The organism is Streptomyces anatolicus (assembly GCF_019400875.1).
GTDB lineage: Bacteria > Actinomycetota > Actinomycetes > Streptomycetales > Streptomycetaceae > Streptomyces > Streptomyces anatolicus.
The window spans coordinates 1-17,423 of the sequence record NZ_WMBF01000103.1 but is presented as its reverse complement, the minus strand read 5'-3'; the positions used below and the strand labels follow the sequence as shown (position 1 = coordinate 17,423).

The window sequence follows — 17,423 nt, the reverse complement described above, 5'->3', positions numbered from 1 at the left end:
CGCTTGAGGCGGGCTTCGACGAGGGTGCGGTCGTCATGCATGGGGGTTCTCCCAGAAGAATCGTTCGGTACAGGTCGGGCTGAGAATTCAGCGCACGCCGGGCTGCGGATTCAGCACCTGTCGGGCTGACAATTCAGCCCCTCCGGCGTTTGAGGAGCGGGGTCCGGGGCGGAGCCCCGTGTCGGAAAGGATCTAGCCGACCTCCTCCGGGCGCACGACTTCGCTGATGCCCCGCGCAGCGAGATGCCCCGCATCCCCGACCCGTCCCGAAAGGACGGCCGAGGGCCGCACCCCCTCCGCGACGAGCCGCGCGAACGCCTCGAACACCGCTCCCCCCGGCGCACAAGCCGAGCGCCCCGCCCTCTCGTCCACGACCACCGCCGTGGTCCGGACCGCCGGCGCATACGTACGGCCACGCCGCTCCTTGGCGATACGCGCGACGGCCGCCCCCGCCGGCTTGACCCGCCCGTCGTTGGTGAGCAGCCCCAGGCTGTATTCCAGTTCGGGAAAGTCCGCGAGGCCCCGCGAGACGTCGTGGGAGCACCACCACGTCACGCCCCACACGTCCTGGCAGTCCAGCGCCGCCTCGATGGTCTCCTCGGTGAACGCGGCCGCGTGCTCGGCGGGTATCAGCGGCGCGGGCGCGCCGACCTCCTGGAGCCAGACGGGGCGGCGCGGGTCGAGCGCCCAGGCCTTGGACAGCTCGATCAAGTACGCGGCATGGGTACGGGTGGCGGTTCCGGTACGCCCGTGGCGCTGGGCGGTGCCGTTGAAGACCCAGGAGTGCACGGCGGTCGCGCCGCCGAGCCGGGCGGCCTGCGCCGGGGTGAAGGGCTGGTCGTCCTGGTACCAGGCGGCGTCGTACTCGGCGTGCAGATGCAGTCTGCCCGGGGCGCCTTCCTCGCAGGCGGCGAGGACTGTACGGAGCCAGGTGTCGGCCTGCTCCGGGGTGATGCGGTCGGGGTCGGGATGTGGCCCCGCCGAGAACTGGTTGATCTCGTTGCCGATGGTCATGCCGATGAAGTTGGGCCGGTCGGCGAGCGCGGCGGCGAGCGTACGCAGGTATTCGGCCTGCCCGGCCACCACGTCCGGGTCGGTGAAGATGTTCCGCCGGTGCCAGGTCTGCGTCCAGGCGGGCAGGAAGTCGAAGCTGGACAGATGGCCCTGGAGGCCGTCGATGTTGACGTCGAGGCCGCGCTCGGCGGCGGCGTCGGCGAGCTGGACCAGCTGCTCGACCGCGCGCGGCCGGATCAGGGTGCGGTTCGGCTGGAAGTACGGCCAGACCGGGAAGACCCGCACATGGTCGAGGCCGAGCGCGGCGATGGCGTCGAGGTCGCCGCGTACGGCGTCGAGGTCGAAGTCGAGCCAGTGGTGGAACCACCCTCGGCTCGGCGTGTAGTTGGCACCGAAGCGCGGCGTGCCCGTAGGCGACGCGGATGACAATGCGGAAGGGGATGCGGAAGGCAATGCGGGTCCTGGTCCTTGAGAGTTCGAGGTGGCACCGGTCAGTCAGCCCTTGACCGCGCCCTCGCCGACACCGCGGAAGAAGTACCGCTGGAGGCAGGCGAAGAGGACGATCAGCGGGAGCACGGCGATGACCGTGCCCGCGGCGACGAGGCGTTCGTCGTTGGCGAAGGTGCCGTGCAGATAGTTCAGGCCGATGGTGAGGGTGAACCGCTCCGGGTCGCTGAGCACGATGAGCGGCCACAGGAAGTCGTCCCAGGCGCCCATGAAGGCGAAGATCGCGACGACGGCGAGGGTGCCCTTGACCGCGGGCAGGGCGATCCGGGTGAACCGCTGCCAGACGTTCGCGCCGTCCACGAACGCGGCTTCCTCGATCTCGTAGGGCACGTTGAGGAAGGCGTTGCGCATCAGCAGGACGTTGAGCGCGGAGACGCAGCCGGGCAGCAGCACCCCGATGAGGGTGTTGTTCAGGTTCAGCTCACGCATCGTCGTGAACTGGGCGATGATGATGCCCTCCACGGGCACCAGCATGGCCAGGATGAAGACGAGCGTGGCCGCCCTGCGGCCCCGGTAGCGCAGGCGCGCCAGGGCGTAGCCCGCGAGTGCGGCGCCCACGCAGTTGGTGACGACGTTGGCGGCGGCCACCTTCAGGGAGTTGAGGGCGTAGTCCCAGACGGGGATGGTGTCGGCGACCCGCTCGTAGTTGTGGAACGTCGGGTCGGAGGGCAGGAACTTGGGCGGGGAGCTGAAAAGATCCTCGTGCGGCCCCTTCAGGGACGTGGACAGCTGCCACAGGAACGGTCCGATCATCAGCGCCAGGACGGCGAGCAGCAGTCCGTAGCGCAGGACGATCTCCCATACGGGCATCCTGCGGCCGTTCTCGTCGGTGATCCGGCGGCGCGGCCCGCGCGGCGCCCCGCCGCTGCCGCCGGGGCCGTGCCCGGTGACCGGCGCGGGGGCCTTCTCGGTGGTGCTCACGCGTCCTCCTTCCGGTCCGCCCGCAGCACGAGCAGCATGAGCGCGACGGTGACGACGAAGACGACGACGGAGATGGCCGAGGCATAGCCGACGCGGCCGGTCAGGCCGGTGCCCGTGCGCTGCACCAGCATCACCAGCGTGGTGTCCTCGCCCGCGGGGCCGCCGGTGGGCCCCGCCATCAGATACACCTCGGAGAACACCTTGAAGGCGGCGACCGAGGAGAGCGCGCCCACGAGCACCATGGTGGAGCGCACGGCGGGCACGGTGACGCTGAAGAAGCGGCGCACCGCCCCCGCGCCGTCGACCGCCGCGGCCTCGTGCAGCTCGCGCGGCACGTTGGCGAGCGCCGCCAGGTAAATGATCATGTAGTAGCCGAGGCCCTTCCAGACCGTGACGGCCATGGCGCTGAAGAGCAGCAGCCACTGGTCGCTGAGGAAGCCGACCTTGCCGACGCCCACCGCCTCGAGGACGGCGTTGACCAGGCCCCGTTCGTCCAGCATCCACACCCAGATCAGACCGACGACGACGATCGAGGCGACCACCGGGGTGTAGAAGGCGGAGCGGAAGAAGGTGATGCCGGGGATGTGCTTCTGGACGAGCATCGCGAGCAGCAGCGGCAGCAGGACGAGCGCGGGGACGACCACGAGGACGTACAGCGTGCTGTTGCGCAGGCCGATCCAGAACATGTCGTCGTGCAGCAGCTCGCGGAAGTTGGCGAGGCCCACGTACTCGCCGGGGATCAACGTCCTTTTGTCGGTGAAGGAGTTGTTGAGGGTGCTGACGAACGGATAGAGGATGAAGACGGCGACGATCGCGAGCCCGGGGGCGGCGAAGAGCCAGGGGCTCGTAGGCAGTTGCCGCCTGATCTTGGTGGTCCCCCGGCCGCCGGGCCGGCCGCCGTCCGCGGTGGCGGCGCGGCCCGTGGCCGGGGCGGCGGGGGCGGTGCTGGTCTTCATGGCAGACGTTCCCTGGTCATGGCTCGGCACGGCGCCGGCGCTCAGCTCTGCTTCAGCAGCCGGTCACAGTTCTTGACAGCGTTGTCAAGCGCTTCCTCGGGGCTCTCCTTGCCCTGCAGCGCCTTGGCGACCGCATTGCGCAGCTCGACCTTCATCTGCTCGCTGAACAGGACGGGCGTGTAGTTCACCGCGGTCTTGATGGACTTGGCGGCGGCGACCCGCACCCGCGTCTCCTCCTTGCCGTCCAGCTTCGTGAAGTAGGGGTCGTCGAGGGAGCCCCGCGTGCTGGGGAAGATCGCGACCTTCTTGGCGAACTCCATCTGGTGCTCGGCGTCGGTGACGAAGTGCGCGAAGGCGACGGCGGCGGGCGTCTGCTTGGTGCGGGCGTTGACCATCACGCCCATCACGTACATGTTGTCCTTGCCGGTGTTGCTGATCTGCGGGGTGATGCCGATGTTCTTGTAGAGCTTCGGCGCCTCCTTCTTGAACTTCTCCAGGTCGAGCGCGCTGCCCGGGTTCATGGCGACGGCCTCGGTGAGGAACTTCTTGCCGGTCGACTCCGGGGTCGCGGTCAGCGCCTGGCCGTCGAGCGCCTTGGCGTCGTACAACTTCTTGTACTCGGTGAGCAGTTCGACACCCTTGGCGTCGTTGAAGGTGAAGCCGGTGCCTTCCTTGTTCATCAGCGGTACGCCGTAGCGTCCGAAGTCCTCGATGGTGGGGACGTTGGCGAGCGTGGCCACCTTGCCGTCGCTCTTCTTCGCCAACTGGAGCGCCTGGCCGAAGAGCTGGTCGTACGTCTTCGGCGGCTTGTTCTCGTCGAGGCCCGCCTCCTTGAAGAGGCGCTTGTTGTAGAAGAGCGGCCCGGTGTTCAGGTACCAGGGGAAGGCGTACGTCCCTTCCGTGCCCGGTATCTGGTGGCTCTTCCAGGCCCCGGGCAGGTACTCCTTCTCGTACTTGCCCGCGGCCTTGCCGAGGTCGAGCGCGAGGCCGGCCTTGGCGAGCGGGACGACCAGGTCGGGCGAGACGTTCACGACGTCGGGCAGGGTGCCCGCGGCGGCGTCGGCGCTGATCTTGTCGGCGTAGCCCTCGCCGGGCTGGTCGACCCACTTGACGTCGGTGCCGGGGTACTTGTCCTCGAACTCGGCGACAAGGCCTTCGAAGTACGGCTTGAAGTTGGCCTTCAGATTCCAGGTCTGGAAGGTGATCTTGCCTTCGATCTTGCCCGACGCGTCCGTGGAGCCGCCGTCGTCGTCTCCGTCGCCACAGGCGCTCAGCGGCAGCAGGACAGCGAGGACGGCGCCTGCGGCGACCGCTCTGCGGGAGGTAGGGGAGATACGCACGGTGAAACGGCTCCTTTGCTCGGCCCAGCGTGAGACGGCGGTGGCCGCAGCCGTCCGAGCCGCGCGATCCACGCCGAGGCCGACCCTGCATCCAACTGCGGCGCAAAGTCAATGGATTCGGGGGTCCATTGTCGAAGATCCGTTCAACTTCTCGCCAACTCCCCAGGTCAGACGGGTTTGTTGAAAGTCTTGCAGCGAATGACTAATGCGCTTTAGAGTCTGGTCGCTCAAGCGCATTAGTGCGCGGGCGCCAGGAAAGGGGCAACGGGTGCAGGGCAAGCGGTCACCGACGCGCCGGCCGACCATGAAGGACATCGCGCGCCGTGCCGGGGTCTCCGAGAGCGCCGTCTCCTTCGCGCTCAACGACCGGCCCGGCGTCTCCGACATCACCCGCGACCGGGTGCGCAGGGTCGCCGAACAGCTGGGCTGGCGGCCGAGCACCGCGGCGCGCGCCCTGTCCGGCGAGGGCTCGGCGACGGTGGGCCTCGTCGTGGCGCGGCCCGCGGCGACGCTGGGCGTCGACTCGTTCTTCCTGCAACTCATCTCCGGCGTCCAGGAGGTGCTGGCCGAGCGGCACTTGGGGCTTCTGTTCCAGGTGGTGGAGGACGTGGCCGCCGAGTGCGCGGTCTACCGGCGCTGGTGGGCCGAGCACCGGGTGGACGGCGTCCTGGTGGTGGATCCGCGCACGGACGACCCCCGCCCCGCGCTCCTCGACGAGCTGGGGCTGCCCGCCGTGGTGACGGGCGGCGTGCCCGACCCGGACGCGGGCCCCCCTGGCCTCTCCACGGTGTGGGTGGACGACGCGGGGGCGATGGCGTCGGTCGTGGGCCACCTGTACGCGCTCGGGCACCGCCGCATCGTGCACATCGCGGGCCTAGAAGGGCTCGCGCACACCGAGCGCCGGATGCGCACCCTGCGCGCGGAGGCGGCGAGCCGGGGCCTGTCCGGGGTGCGTTCGGTGCCGACCGACTACTCCGACGCGGAGGGCGCCGCCGTCACCCGGCGCGTCCTGGAGGCGGCCGAGCCGCCGACCGCCCTGGTGTACGACAACGACGTGATGGCCGTGGCCGGGGTCGCCGCCGCGTCCTCCCTGGGCTTCGCGGTCCCGGCCGACGTGTCGGTCGTGGCCTGGGAGGACTCCGCGCTCTGCCGCATGGTGCACCCATGGCTGACGGCCCTGTCCCGGGACACCGTGGCGTTCGGGCGCACCGCGGCCCGCGAACTGCTCGCCCTCCTGGACGACGGCCCCGCGGCGACCGTGCAGGTGCCGCTGCCGAGGCTCATCGAGCGGGAGAGCACGGGGCCGGTGCGGGGAGGCCGGGAACAGCCCTAGGGCCCTGACCCGCCGGACAGACCCTGGGGGCGGCCGTATGCCGGGTGCATGCCATGCGCGCGGGTGCGCCGGGGTCGCCGTCGGCCCGCCGGGCGAGGACAGTGGACGGGCATGCGTCTCGCGTCTGCGGAAGGACACGGCACATGGCGGATCATTTCCCCACCGTCGGCGTCGAGGAGGAGTACTTCCTCGTCGACACCGCCCAGCGCACGGTCGTCGCGGCGGCGCCGCGGGTCCTGGCCCGCGCCGAGCCGGTGCTCGGGGACCTGGTGACGGGCGAGGCGTCCCGGTACCAGGTGGAGGGCAAGACACCACCCTGCGCCACCCTGGGCGAGCTGCGTCAGGAGCTGCGGCGGGTGCGCTCCGCCGTGGTCGCCGCCGCGGCCGACGAAGGCGCGCGCCCTCTGGCCTGCGGCACCCCGCTCCTCGGCATGCGGGCACCGGTCCCGCTCAACAAGGACGCCCACTACCGCGCCCAGCTCGCCACGTTCCGGTCGCTGTACGACACGTTCGCCTTCTGTGGGCTCCACGTGCACGTCCAGGTGCCTGACCGGGACCATGCCGTCCTGGTCAGCAACCACCTGCGGCCGTGGCTGCCCGTCCTGGTGGCGATGGCGGCGAACTCGCCCTTCTGGGAGGAGCGGGACAGCGGCTACTGCAGCTGGAGGACCCTGGGAGGCACGCGCTGGCCCGTGGCGGGCCCCCCGCCGTACTTCTCCTCCGCCGCGCACTACGACACGCTCGCCTCCGCGCTGCGCGAGACGGGCGCCACCCTCGGTGAACGCTCGCTGTACTGGGACGTGCGCCCCTGCGCGCACCTGCCCACCCTGGAGATCAGGGCGATGGACGTCGCCACGTCCGTCGAGGAGGCGTCGGTCTTCGCCGTCCTGGTGCGTGCGCTGGTCGTGCGGGCCCTGGAGCGGGTGCGCCACGGCGACCCCGGGCCCGCCATGGACGAGGCGCTGCTGCGCGCCGCGTACTGGCGGTGCGCCCGCGACGGTCTGACCGGCCACAGCCTCGATCCGCGGACCCACCGCCTGGTGCCGACCTCGCACCAGGTCCGGCAGCTCCTCGCGCACGCCCGGCCCACGCTGGTGGAGCACGGTGAACTCCCCCAGGTGACGGCGGTCCTGCGGCGCCTGTGCGCGCACGGCGGCGGCGCCGAACGCCAGCGCGCCGTCCACGCCCGTGCGGGCAGTCTGGCCGACGTCGTCGACGACCTGGCCGACCGCACGGCCGTGAGCCCGGGTCAGTGGCGGGGGGTTCCCTCGCCGGTCGGCGGCCCCGGCGGCCAGGGGATTTCGGACAGGAGCGGCAGGAGCGACTCCTCCTCGTAGTCGAGGTGATCGGTCAACTCGGCGGACATCCGGGCCAGTTCCGTACGGAACCGCTCCGGGTCCGCGTCCCCGACGTCCGCGAGGAGCGCGGCGAGCTCGCCCTGGATGCGGGCGACTTCCCGGTGTTCCTCCGTCAGGCGGTCGAAGGTGGCGCGCAGTTCGGGGTGGTGGCCCGCCAACGCCGGGAAGAGGTGCGTGTCCTCGCTGGTGTGGTGGAAGGCCAGGGCGTCGCAGAAGGCCAGGCAGTGCTGGCGGATCCGCAGCCCGAGCCCGGGCGCCGGCGGCACCCCCGGCCCCTGGTGCGCGGCGAGCGCCGCGAAGTACGCCTCGGTCTCCTCGCGTACGTGCTTCAACTGGCCGCGCAGCCAGAGGTGGACCTGGACCATCTTGTCCGCGAGGCTGGCCGCCTCCTGGGGGATGTCCGCCTCGTGTGCGGGCCGTTCAAGGACGACGACGGGCAGGGTGCGGCTGGTGTGCGCCTGGTAGTCGCCGTAGCCCGGCTCGGCGGCCACCACGCGCGCGAAGAGCCGGTCGCGGCGCTCGCCCTCGGCGGGAACGGCGATCGCCTCGAAGGTGTCGGTGCCGAGTTCCACGGTCACCGCGGGGTGGGCGAGGACGTTGTGGTACCAGTCGGGGTGGCGCGGTGCGCCCAGGTTCGACCCGACGAGCAGGAGGAGTCCGCCGTCGCGGACGAAGCCGAGCGGGGTGGTGTGCTCCTTGCCGGACTTGGCGCCGGTGGTGGTGAGCAGGAGGAGTTCGCTGCCTTCGAAGGGGCCGCCGACCTTGCCGCCGTGGGCGCGGAACTCCTCGATGACGGACTGGTTGAAGGGTGTGGGCATGACGGTGTCAGATCTCCGTACAGGGTGCGCGGAACCGCGTCGGGCGCGGTGAAGGTGAGGGAGCGTCACGCGACGAAGGCGTGACGGGAGCGCGCGAAGGCGCGCGGCTCAGGCAAATGCCTCGGGAGTCAACTCACGATGTGTTCATCGGCGTTGTCCTTCGGTGAAGGTGCTCGCCCGGTCGCCGACCTGCCCACTTCTCTTTGGTCGGCGCCACGCGGCACGAGCACCATTACAGTCACCCGGCTCCCCGCCTGTCAACGGTGTTTGGGAGCGAGAAGTGAATCACCCGGCGCCTGCGGGGTACTGGCGTGAGATGGCGACGGGGGCGGACGGCCGTGGAGGGGACGGTCGTCCGGGCCACGGGGAACACCGGCCCGCCCCTCGTGCTCCGTCACGCCACCGGGAGCGGGCCGCCCCCGACACGCCCGTGCCCCCCGCCGCGAGACGGGGGGCACAGGGCGAAGCAGACGACCGGAGCGGTAACGATCAGTCGATACCGGGGAGGATGTGCGGCTCGGCGAGGTCATCCTCGTAGCCGGCAAGCCGGATGGGGGCCGCCTTGGCCCACGCCTCCAGATTGCGGAGCTTGTGGGGCCTCCCGGCCCGCTCGCCGCCGCGTTCCGCCGGTCGCTTCTCGTGCTTCGTCAGTTCTGGTGTCACCGCGCACTCCTTTGTGTCGCGTAAAGGAAGGCCAAGGGCAGTTCGGTCGCGGTGGCGCCGGTATCTGGCGGGACCGCGGCCGTGGTGCCGGCCTGTCCCCGGGGCGGCCGAGAGACGTTCGTGGATCTCTCGTGGCCACCCGTTCGCCCTAGAGTAACCAAATGAGCGCGGCCGCGCTCGATGGAAAACCAGGACGGGGCGGAATCCGGACAGCGGATCCGGTCAGGAGCGGGCTACCACTTGCCGGGCGCGTAGTCCTTCAGGAAGACGCCGAACAGGTCCTCGCCGGCCTGGCCGCGCACGATCGGGTCATAGACGCGGGCGGCGCCGTCGATCAGGTCGAGCGGGGCGTGGAAGCCCTCCTCGGCCAGGCGCATCTTGTCGGGGTGCGGGCGCTCGTCGGTGATCCAGCCCGTGTCGACCGCGGTCATCAGGATGCGGTCCTTCTCGAACATCTCCTGCGCGCTGGTGCGCGTCAGCATGTTCAGGGCGGCCTTGGCCATGTTGGTGTGCGGGTGTCCGGCGCCCTTGTAGCCGCGGCCGAATACGCCCTCCATGGCGGAGACGTTGACGACGTAGGCGCGGCCCTCGTCGCGTGCCGCCGCGGCGGCCGCCATCGCGGGGCGCAGGTGGCTGATGAGGATGAACGGCGCCGTCGAGTTGCACAGCTGGACTTCGAGCAGCTCGATCGGGCCGACCTCGTCGACCGTCTGGATCCAGCTGTTGGTGTCGTGCAGGTCCGGCACCAGGCCGCCCGCGTCGATCGCCGTACCGGCCGCGATGCGCTCCAGGGACGCGGAGCCCGTGACCAGGGCGAGCCCGGTGACGTCGTCGGCGGTCAGCGCACCACTGCCGGGGACCGGCAGCGCGGCCACGGCGCCGGAGCCGAAGGTGCCGATCACCTCGGAGGCGGGCAGCTCACCGGCGGGCAGCGGGGCGGACTCGGCGGCGACCAGCTCGCTGTAGGCCTGCGGGGAACGGCGTACGGTCTGCGCGGCGTTGTTGATCAGTACGTCGAGGGGGCCCTCGGCGGCGACCGACTCGGCGAGCGCGACGACCTGGGCCGGGTCGCGCAGGTCGATGCCGACGATCTTCAGCCGGTGGATCCACTCGTCGCTGTCGGGCATCGCCTTGAAGCGGCGGATCGCGTCGCTCGGGAAGCGCGTGGTGATGGTGGTGTGCGCACCGTCACGCAGCAGCCGCAGCGCGATGTACATGCCGATCTTGGCACGGCCGCCGGTGAGCAGCGCGCGCTTGCCGGAGAGGTCGGTGCGGGCGTCGCGGCGTGCGCGGTTCTCGGCGGCGCAGGCCGGGCAGAGCTGGTGGTAGAAGGCGTCGACCTCGACATACCGCGTCTTGCAGGTGTAGCAGGAGCGGGGGCGCTGGAGTATCCCCGCGATCTCGCCCTTCACCGAGGAGGAGGGCAGTACGCCCGCCGTCTCGTCGTCGATGCGGTCGGCGGAGCCGGTGGCGGTGGCCTCGGTGACCGCGCGGTCGTGGGCGGTCTTGGCGGCGCGGCGCTCCTGGCGGCGGCGCTGCTTCACCGTGCGGTAGATCCCGGCGGTGGCGCGGCGGACCGCGATCGCGTCGGGGTGGTCCACGTCCAGCTTGTCCAGCTCGTCGAGGACGCTGAGGCAGACGGCGAGGCGGTCCGGGTCGATGCCGGGGCCGTACGCGACGGTCCCCTCGTGGCTTTCGTCTGTCACCGTCATCGCCGCTGTCCTCGTGTCATTCCGTGCCGCGGCCTGCCTGGTCGTCCGCGGAAGCTCCCAAAAGCGGAACTTTACGTAGCTCTGGCCCCCGTTACCAAACCCGTGACCGAGCACACACCGCAGCGAGGGCGCGCTCACTCGACCCGCTGCCCCTTCCCCAGGGCGATCACCCCGGCCTTGGAGACCGTATACAGCTCCTCGTCCCGCTCCGGATTGACGCCGATGGTCGCGCCGGGCGGTACGTCGACGTTCTTGTCCAGGACCGCGCCGCGCACGACCGCGCCCCGCCCCACGCGTACGTTGTCGTGCAGTACCGAGCCCTGGACGACCGCGCCCTCCTCGATGGTCACCCCGGGTGACAGGACGGAGCGGGTGACCTGGCCGCGGATGACGCAGCCGGGGCTGACGATCGACTCGCCCGCCATGCCGCCCGCGCAGAACTTCGCGGGAGGCAGGCCGCTGGAGTGCGTGTAGATCGGCCAGCGCCGGTTGTCCAGGTTGAAGGCGGGGTGGTCGGAGATCAGATCCATGTGGGCGTCGTAGTACGAGTCCAGGGTGCCGACATCACGCCAGTAGCCGTGGTCGTGCGGGGTCTCGCCCGGCACGTGGTTGCCGTCGAAGTCGTACACCTGGGCAAGGCCGCGCTCGGTGAGCATCGGCAGGATCGAGCCGCCCATGTCGTGCGCGGACTCCTCGTCCTCGGCGTCCTGCTGGAGGGTGTCGACGAGGGTCTTGGTGGTGAACAGGTAGTTCCCCATCGAGGCGAAGACCTGGTTCGGGGCGTCCGCGAGGCCCGGCGGGTCCGACGGCTTCTCCAGGAAGCTCTCGACGCGCGTCCCGTCGCGCGCGGGCGTGATGACGCCGAAGGAGGACGCCTCGGCGCGCGGCACCCTGATCCCGGCTACGGTCACGGCGGCGCCGTTGTCGATGTGCTGCTGGAGCATCTGCCGGGGGTCCATGCGGTAGACGTGGTCGGCGCCGAACACCGCGATGTAGTCGGGCTGTTCGTCGTGGACGAGGTTGAGCGACTGGAGGATCGCGTCGGCGCTGCCCAGGTACCAGCGGGGGCCGAGGCGTTGCTGTGCGGGCACGGGTGTGACGTAGTTGCCGAGCAGGCTCGACATGCGCCAGGTCGTCGTCACATGCCGGTCGAGGGAGTGGGACTTGTACTGCGTCAGGACGCAGACGCGCAGGATGTCGGCGTTGACGAGATTGGAGAGGACGAAGTCCACGAGGCGGTACGTGCCGCCGAACGTGACCGCTGGTTTGGCCCGGTCGGCGGTGAGCGGCATCAGCCGCTTGCCTTCCCCGCCGGCGAGCACGATTCCGAGCACCGAAGGTCCACCGCGCATCCCAGCCCCCTACTTGTCGGCCTTGCCGGTCTTGTCGGCCTTGATGGCCTGTCGGCTATCTGTCGGCGTGCAGGATCTCCTCGTACACCTCGACCGTGCGCCGGGCGACCGCGTCCCAGCCGAATTCGCCGAGCGCCCGCCGCCGCCCGGCCGCGCCCATCGCCGCGGCCCGCTCCGGGGCGGCGACCAGCTCGTTCAGGCGTAGCGCGAGGTCGCGTTCGAAGCCTTCCGGGTCCTTCTCCTCGTACGGGACGAGCAGCCCGGTCGCGTGATCCTCGACGACCTCCGGAATGCCGCCGACCCGCGAGGCGACGACTGCCGTGCCGCACGCCATCGCCTCCAGGTTGACGATGCCGAGCGGCTCGTACACCGATGGGCAGACGAACACCGTGGCGTGGGTGAGGAGTTGGACGACCTCGGGGCGCGGCAGCATGTCGGGGATCCAGTGGACGCCCGCCCGCCCCCGGCTCAGCTCCTCGAAGAGCACGCGGAACTCGGCGTCGATCGCCGGGGTGTCGGGGGCACCGGCGCAGAGCACGAGCTGGGCTTCGGCGTGCAACTCGCGGGCGGCGCGCAGCAGATGGGGGACGCCCTTCTGGCGGGTGATGCGGCCGACGAACAGGACGTAGGGGCGCCCGGGGTCGATGCCGAGCCGCTCCAGGGCGTCCGTGCCGGGGTCGGGGCGGTAAAGCGCGGTGTCGATGCCGTTGTGCACGACGTGGACCTTCGCCGGGTCGACGGCGGGGTAGCAGGCGAGGATGTCCTCGCGCATGGCGCCGGAGACCGCGATCACCGCGTCGGCGGACTCGGCGGCGGTGCGCTCCGCCCAGCTCGACAGGGCGTAGCCGCCGCCCAGTTGTTCGGCCTTCCAGGGGCGCAGGGGCTCCAGGGAGTGCGAGGTCATCACGTGCGGGATGCCGTGCAGGAGCTTGCCGACGTGCCCCGCGAGGCTCGCGTACCAGGTGTGGGAGTGGACCAGCTCGCGCCCGGCGAGCGCGGCGGCCATCGCCAGGTCCACGGAGAAGGTGCGCAGCGCGTCATTGGCGCCGTCCAGCGCGGGCCAGGCCTGATGGCGCATCAGCCCGTCGGTGACGCCGTCGCCCCAGCAGTGCACGTCGAGGTCGACGAGGGAGCGTAACTCCCTTGCCAGAAACTCGACATGGACGCCCGCGCCGCCGTACACATCGGGCGGGTACTCCCGGGTGAGCAGTCCCACTTTCACGGGGAACCCTCCGTCGTCCGCCTGAGGTCGGCCGCGCCCCCTCATGGTCACCCAGGAGACGCTCCGGGGGAAGACCGCTGCGGCGGCCGTTCGAAGCAGCAGTCGCCGCATACGCCGCCGTCGGGGCACCGGTAGTAGAGGCAGCAGCTGCGGCGCCGGAAGACAGTGCCGGTCAGGGTGCCGGTGCCGCGCAGGTCGGGGTGGTCGAAGAGCGCCGCGCCCAGGTCAAGGGCCCGCTCCCCCACGTCCTCGCGCCCTTCCCGCGCCGCCCAGCCGTGCAGTTCGCGTACGGCGCCCGCGAGCGCGGAGCCCGCGTTGCCCCACAGCAGCCCGGCTGAGATCCGGTACCGGGCGCGCAACGCGTCGGCGAGCGGCGCGAGATGGCCGTGCTGCACGACGTCCCGTACGGTCTCGGCGTCGGCGGGCAGCGCCCGTACGTCACCGATCCACAGGTCGTCGGGCGAGGTGCCGTCGGCGTCCCAGCGCAGCAGGGCCGGGTCGAGGTCGGGCACCGCGCCGTACAGCGCGGCGGAGCCGAGCGCCACGGACCAGAGCCGGGCGGCGAGCCCCAGTTGGGCCACGGACACGGCGATACGGTCCTCGGGTGCGCCGAGTCGCCCCGCGACCTTCGTGACGCGGAAGGTGAGGGGGTCCGCCAGGGTCGGTGGCGCGTACACCTGTGTGAAGGGGACTGCGGCGGGCGCGGGCCCCGCGCGCAGGGCGAAGAAGCCGCCGACGGATTGGAGTTCTGCCAGGTCGATACGGGTGGTCACGAGAGCAGTACAGCAAGGCACGCGCCGCCGGTGCGCTCCGGGGGTCATCCTCTGCCCCTAGGGGGTACCCCGCCTTGGGGAGGACACGGCGAGAGCCGTACTCCATCGGCAGTAGGACCGATTGACTGCTCAGGTACGACGACGCGGGACGATTCTCGCGGCATCGTGGTAACCATGGAAGCCGACCGTTCGTCTCGCCGGGACCACCGGACGCACCGCACGCCGCGGAGCACCTCATGAGTGCCCTCGCGCTGTCCGTGCTGCTCTCCCTCGTCTCCGCGGTGGCGTACGCCGGCGGGGCGATCCTTCAGGAGCGCGTGGCGGCGACCACGCCGGACCAGCGGTACGCGCCGCTGCGGCGCGGCACCTGGTGGACGGCGATCGCCCTGAACGGCCTCGGCGCGCTCCTGCACGTGGTGGCGCTCGCCTACGGCCCCCTCAGCCTGGTCCAGCCGCTGGGCGCCCTGACGATCGTCTTCGCGCTGCCGATGGCGGCCGTGTTCGTGCGCCGCCGGGCCGGGGCCACCGCGTGGCGCGGGGCGATCATGGCGACGGTGGGGCTCGCCGGGCTCCTCTCCCTCACCTCGGCGTCCGGTGCGCAGTCCCTGGCCAGCGCGGAGCGGGTCATGCTGGCACTGGTCACGGGCGGCGGGATCCTCGCCCTGATGGTGGCGGCGCACGCGGTGCACCGGCATCCCGTGGTGCGCAGTGTGCTGCTCGCCTGCGCGGCCGGTGCGGCGTTCGGCATCGCCTCGGTCTTCACCAAGACGGTGGCGGTCGACTGGGACCGGGACGTGGCGCTCGTCCAGCAGCTGCCGAGTCTCGGTGTGATCGCCGTGCTCGCGGCGGCCGGGGTACTGCTCTCGCAGGCCTCGTACCGGGGCGCGGGCCTGGCGGCGCCGCTGTCGACGGTGACCGTCGTGAACCCCGTGGTCGCGGCGGCGGTCGGCCTGACCCTCTTCGGAGAAACCTTCCGCTACGGCATGACGGGCACCCTCCTGGCGCTGGGCTGCGCGGTCGTCGCGGCCGGTGGCCTGATCCTGCTCACCAGCGAGCGGATCGCGCGGGAGACGTCGACGGCGCCCGAGCCTCGCCCCGAGGCGCAGGACCTCACATCCCAGGACCTCACATCCCAGGACGTCACGGCCCAGGAAGCGCTGCCCGTCCGCCCGGAGCCCGTCGCGCCCGGGCCGGGCCGCGCCCTGGAGACGCTGCCCGCCGTGCCGCCCCAGCCGGCGGTGGCCGCCCGGGCGCACTGCGGGACCCCACACCGGCACTCCAGGCGCCGCGAGCGCATCGGGTCCTAGTACGGGGTCTCCGTACGGGGTCCTAGTACGGGGACGCTTCCGGGATCACGGTCACCGTGACCCCGCTGAGGAAGTCCGCGCGGTACGGCGCCACGTCCACGTCCTCCCGTGAGGCGAGGACACGCAGCCCAAGGCTCGTGGAGCCCCTGGAGCCGTCCGTGCCGGACCCCGCGTCGTAGGCGAGCAGCAGCGAGGGGTCGGTCAGCGCGCGCAGCGACACGAAGCGGTCCGCCTCGTCGCCGCCCGCCCCGGGGTCGACGGTCCCCGAGGGCAGCGGTGTGAAGCCGAGCCGCTTCTTGAACTCGTACAGGCCGGGGGAAGTGACGTGGCCGTACAGAGAGGTGTCGTTCCCCAGGGACATGCGGGTGCAGCCCAGCTCCCGGCCTGCTTGGAACGCCGCCATGTAGAGGGCGCGGGTCAGGGCGCCGCGCTGGTCGACCGCGGCGGTGGCCACGTAGCGCAGTTGCAGGAGTGAGTCCTTCTCCCGCACCCAGCAGACGCACCCGCCCACCATGCGGCCCCCCTCGTACGCGTAGACGCCGATGTGGGAGCCGGAGCGCTCCAGGAGCGTCCGCTGCTCGGCGCGGGCCAGGTTCAGGCCGTTGCGCATGCCGGCGACCTGCGCCTCGTACACACCGAGGAACTCCTCGAGCGGGGCCTCCTCCAGCTCCGGCCGCACCCGCACGCTCAGCCCGGCCGAGGCGGCGAGGTCCAGGCCCCGGCGCACCTTGCGCCGCTCGTTGGCGCCGAGAGCGCCGAGGAACGCGGCTTCGGAGTCCCGTAGCGGAGCGACCCAGTTGACCCAGCTCGGCTTCACGGCGAATCCGGCGGCCGTGAGGGCGGCCCGGTCGTGGGGGTGCGGATCGACCACCCGCAGCAGGTCGACGGCGGGCCCGCGCCAGGGCCCGGCCACGTCAAGTGCCTCCTCTGTGCTGAGTTCGGCGACGGTCAGTCCGTAGCGGTCGACGATGTCCATCAGTGCTGCCGCTCTCCTCGGTCGTGGGTCGTACTGGGTCCTGCCACGGTCACGGGGCGTACTGGCCGCGCCGGGTTCCCGGCGGTGTGCAGGAGCCCGAGAAGGTGCTCCGCCCGTCCAGTGAGGATCTTGGCGCGCTCGGCGTCCGGGGCCACGCTGTGGAAGACCAGCGCGAGCATGATGGCGGTGTCCAGGCGGTACAGCAGGGCCGCCGGGGATTCCAGGTCGGGTACGGCGGTCGACTCCGCGTAGCCGGCGAGCACCTCGCTCGCGTCGATCCCGTTGTCGGGCAGCAGGGCGTACTCGGCGACTCTGGCGAGTTCCATGAGCGGCGGCCCGATGAGGGCGTTGGACCAGTCGACGACCGCCTGGAGCCGGCCCCCGCGGCTGAGCAGGTTCTGCCGACGGACATCGAGATGCAGCAGCCGGTGCGGGGTGCGCACGGCCTCCAGTGCCGCGGTGACGCGCAGGGGTGCGGGCAGCGGCGGCAAGGACGGGGCCGCGCGCCGCAGGTTGGCGTGCCGGTCTCCCAGCCGCTTGACGAAGAAGCCGGTGAAATCCCCCGGTGCCTGGTACGCGAGCGGTGTCCTCGGGGGCGTCGCGGCATGCAGCGCCGCGAGGAAGCGGCCCACGTCACGGCCGTCGAGGGGGACATCGTCGTGTTCGACGTGGGCGGCGAGGGAGACGAGGAGTCCGTCCGGGCGCTCGATCTGCCGCAGCGGCGTCGCCACCGGCAGCCCCAATGGGCCGAGGTGGGCGGCTATCGCGTGCTCCTGGCGGACCAGGGCTGCGCTGCCGACATCGCCGTACGGGGAGAGGTACTGCCGGTGGCGTGGGATGCGCAGGACCGCGTCGCCGAGCCCGGGGCGGCCGACGCGGTGGACCACGAAGTCCACTCCCTCGCCTGCCGGTCCGCGAAGTACCAGCCCGTGCTCGGCTGCGACGGAGCGGGCCACGGCTTCGGTGTCGACTGCCGTGCCGACGTCCGTGCCGACTTCCGTGCCGACCGTCGTGTCGGCTGCCGTGTCGTGGGGCGTCGGGGGCGTCATCGTGCGTCCTTCGGGAGGGCGAGCGGGAGGTGGGCCACGAGGTCCGCCAGGCTCTCGAGCGAGGTGATCCGGGGGCCGGGGTGGTCGGGGAAGCGGGCGTAGCGGTCGATGAGGAGGGGGTG

General features: G+C 71.6%; 15 protein-coding genes. 3 read left to right on the top strand and 12 right to left on the bottom strand.

The features are described 5' to 3' along the window. Positions 1-192 precede the first annotated feature (192 nt). The 4 genes from GKQ77_RS12660 to GKQ77_RS12645 form a co-directional block, all read right to left on the bottom strand. On the bottom strand, positions 193-1,443 hold the full coding sequence (locus GKQ77_RS12660) for a glycoside hydrolase 5 family protein (RefSeq protein ID WP_219688814.1): 1,251 nt from the start codon (positions 1,441-1,443) through the stop codon (positions 193-195). 66 nt (positions 1,444-1,509) lie between these two features. Further along, the gene (locus GKQ77_RS12655; RefSeq protein ID WP_372459864.1) at positions 1,510-2,442 is read right to left on the bottom strand and encodes a carbohydrate ABC transporter permease; all 933 of its coding nucleotides are present in this window, start codon (positions 2,440-2,442) and stop codon (positions 1,510-1,512) included. Further along, complete coding sequence (locus GKQ77_RS12650; RefSeq protein ID WP_219688813.1) at positions 2,439-3,398, bottom strand: carbohydrate ABC transporter permease; 960 nt, start codon at positions 3,396-3,398, stop codon at positions 2,439-2,441. Before GKQ77_RS12650 ends, GKQ77_RS12655 begins: the two co-directional genes overlap by 4 nt. A 41-nt stretch (positions 3,399-3,439) precedes the next feature. Then, a complete protein-coding gene (locus tag GKQ77_RS12645; protein WP_219688812.1) occupies positions 3,440-4,738 on the bottom strand; it encodes an extracellular solute-binding protein in 1,299 nt (432 codons plus the stop codon). A 304-nt stretch (positions 4,739-5,042) separates the two neighbouring features. On the opposite strand from GKQ77_RS12645, the gene GKQ77_RS12640 reads away from it, so the two are divergent. Both GKQ77_RS12640 and GKQ77_RS12635 read left to right on the top strand, forming a co-directional pair. Continuing rightward, positions 5,043-6,071 carry a LacI family DNA-binding transcriptional regulator gene (locus GKQ77_RS12640; protein WP_125518193.1) on the top strand — a complete coding sequence of 343 codons (1,029 nt, stop codon included), beginning with the start codon at positions 5,043-5,045 and terminating at the stop codon, positions 6,069-6,071. 143 nt (positions 6,072-6,214) lie between these two features. Next, complete coding sequence (locus GKQ77_RS12635; protein WP_219688811.1) at positions 6,215-7,408, top strand: carboxylate-amine ligase; 1,194 nt, start codon at positions 6,215-6,217, stop codon at positions 7,406-7,408. On the opposite strand, the gene GKQ77_RS12630 is transcribed toward GKQ77_RS12635, so the two are convergent. From GKQ77_RS12630 to GKQ77_RS12605, 6 genes are all read right to left on the bottom strand, one after another. After that, the gene (locus tag GKQ77_RS12630; protein ID WP_219688810.1) at positions 7,321-8,247 is read right to left on the bottom strand and encodes a nitroreductase/quinone reductase family protein; all 927 of its coding nucleotides are present in this window, start codon (positions 8,245-8,247) and stop codon (positions 7,321-7,323) included. The two genes, GKQ77_RS12635 and GKQ77_RS12630, sit on opposite strands and share 88 nt — an antisense overlap. 489 nt (positions 8,248-8,736) lie before the next feature. Continuing rightward, positions 8,737-8,910 (bottom strand): hypothetical protein, encoded by a 174-nt coding sequence (locus GKQ77_RS12625; protein ID WP_164551885.1) that lies wholly within the window; start codon positions 8,908-8,910, stop codon positions 8,737-8,739. A gap of 233 nt (positions 8,911-9,143) precedes the next feature. Then, the gene (locus tag GKQ77_RS12620; protein WP_219688809.1) at positions 9,144-10,622 is read right to left on the bottom strand and encodes an SDR family NAD(P)-dependent oxidoreductase; all 1,479 of its coding nucleotides are present in this window, start codon (positions 10,620-10,622) and stop codon (positions 9,144-9,146) included. Between the two features lie 134 nt (positions 10,623-10,756). Next, a complete protein-coding gene (gene glgC, locus GKQ77_RS12615; RefSeq protein WP_219688808.1) occupies positions 10,757-11,974 on the bottom strand; it encodes a glucose-1-phosphate adenylyltransferase in 1,218 nt (405 codons plus the stop codon). Between the two features lie 55 nt (positions 11,975-12,029). Then, positions 12,030-13,196 carry a glycogen synthase gene (glgA, locus tag GKQ77_RS12610; RefSeq protein ID WP_308117641.1) on the bottom strand — a complete coding sequence of 389 codons (1,167 nt, stop codon included), beginning with the start codon at positions 13,194-13,196 and terminating at the stop codon, positions 12,030-12,032. 47 nt (positions 13,197-13,243) lie between these two features. After that, positions 13,244-13,969 carry an IucA/IucC family C-terminal-domain containing protein gene (locus tag GKQ77_RS12605; protein WP_308117640.1) on the bottom strand — a complete coding sequence of 242 codons (726 nt, stop codon included), beginning with the start codon at positions 13,967-13,969 and terminating at the stop codon, positions 13,244-13,246. A 236-nt stretch (positions 13,970-14,205) separates the two neighbouring features. Between GKQ77_RS12605 and GKQ77_RS12600 the strand changes: the two genes are divergently transcribed. Next, positions 14,206-15,276: a DMT family transporter gene (locus GKQ77_RS12600; protein WP_258021235.1), complete on the top strand. Its 1,071-nt coding sequence runs from the start codon at positions 14,206-14,208 to the stop codon at positions 15,274-15,276. 22 nt (positions 15,277-15,298) lie between these two features. On the opposite strand, the gene GKQ77_RS12595 is transcribed toward GKQ77_RS12600, so the two are convergent. Next, positions 15,299-16,252 carry a GNAT family N-acetyltransferase gene (locus GKQ77_RS12595; protein WP_219688806.1) on the bottom strand — a complete coding sequence of 318 codons (954 nt, stop codon included), beginning with the start codon at positions 16,250-16,252 and terminating at the stop codon, positions 15,299-15,301. Then, positions 16,252-17,301, bottom strand: a complete 1,050-nt coding sequence (locus GKQ77_RS12590) for a phosphotransferase family protein (protein WP_219688805.1) — start codon at positions 17,299-17,301, stop codon at positions 16,252-16,254. The genes GKQ77_RS12595 and GKQ77_RS12590 overlap by 1 nt, the downstream gene beginning before the upstream one ends. Between the last annotated feature and the right edge of the window lie 122 nt (positions 17,302-17,423).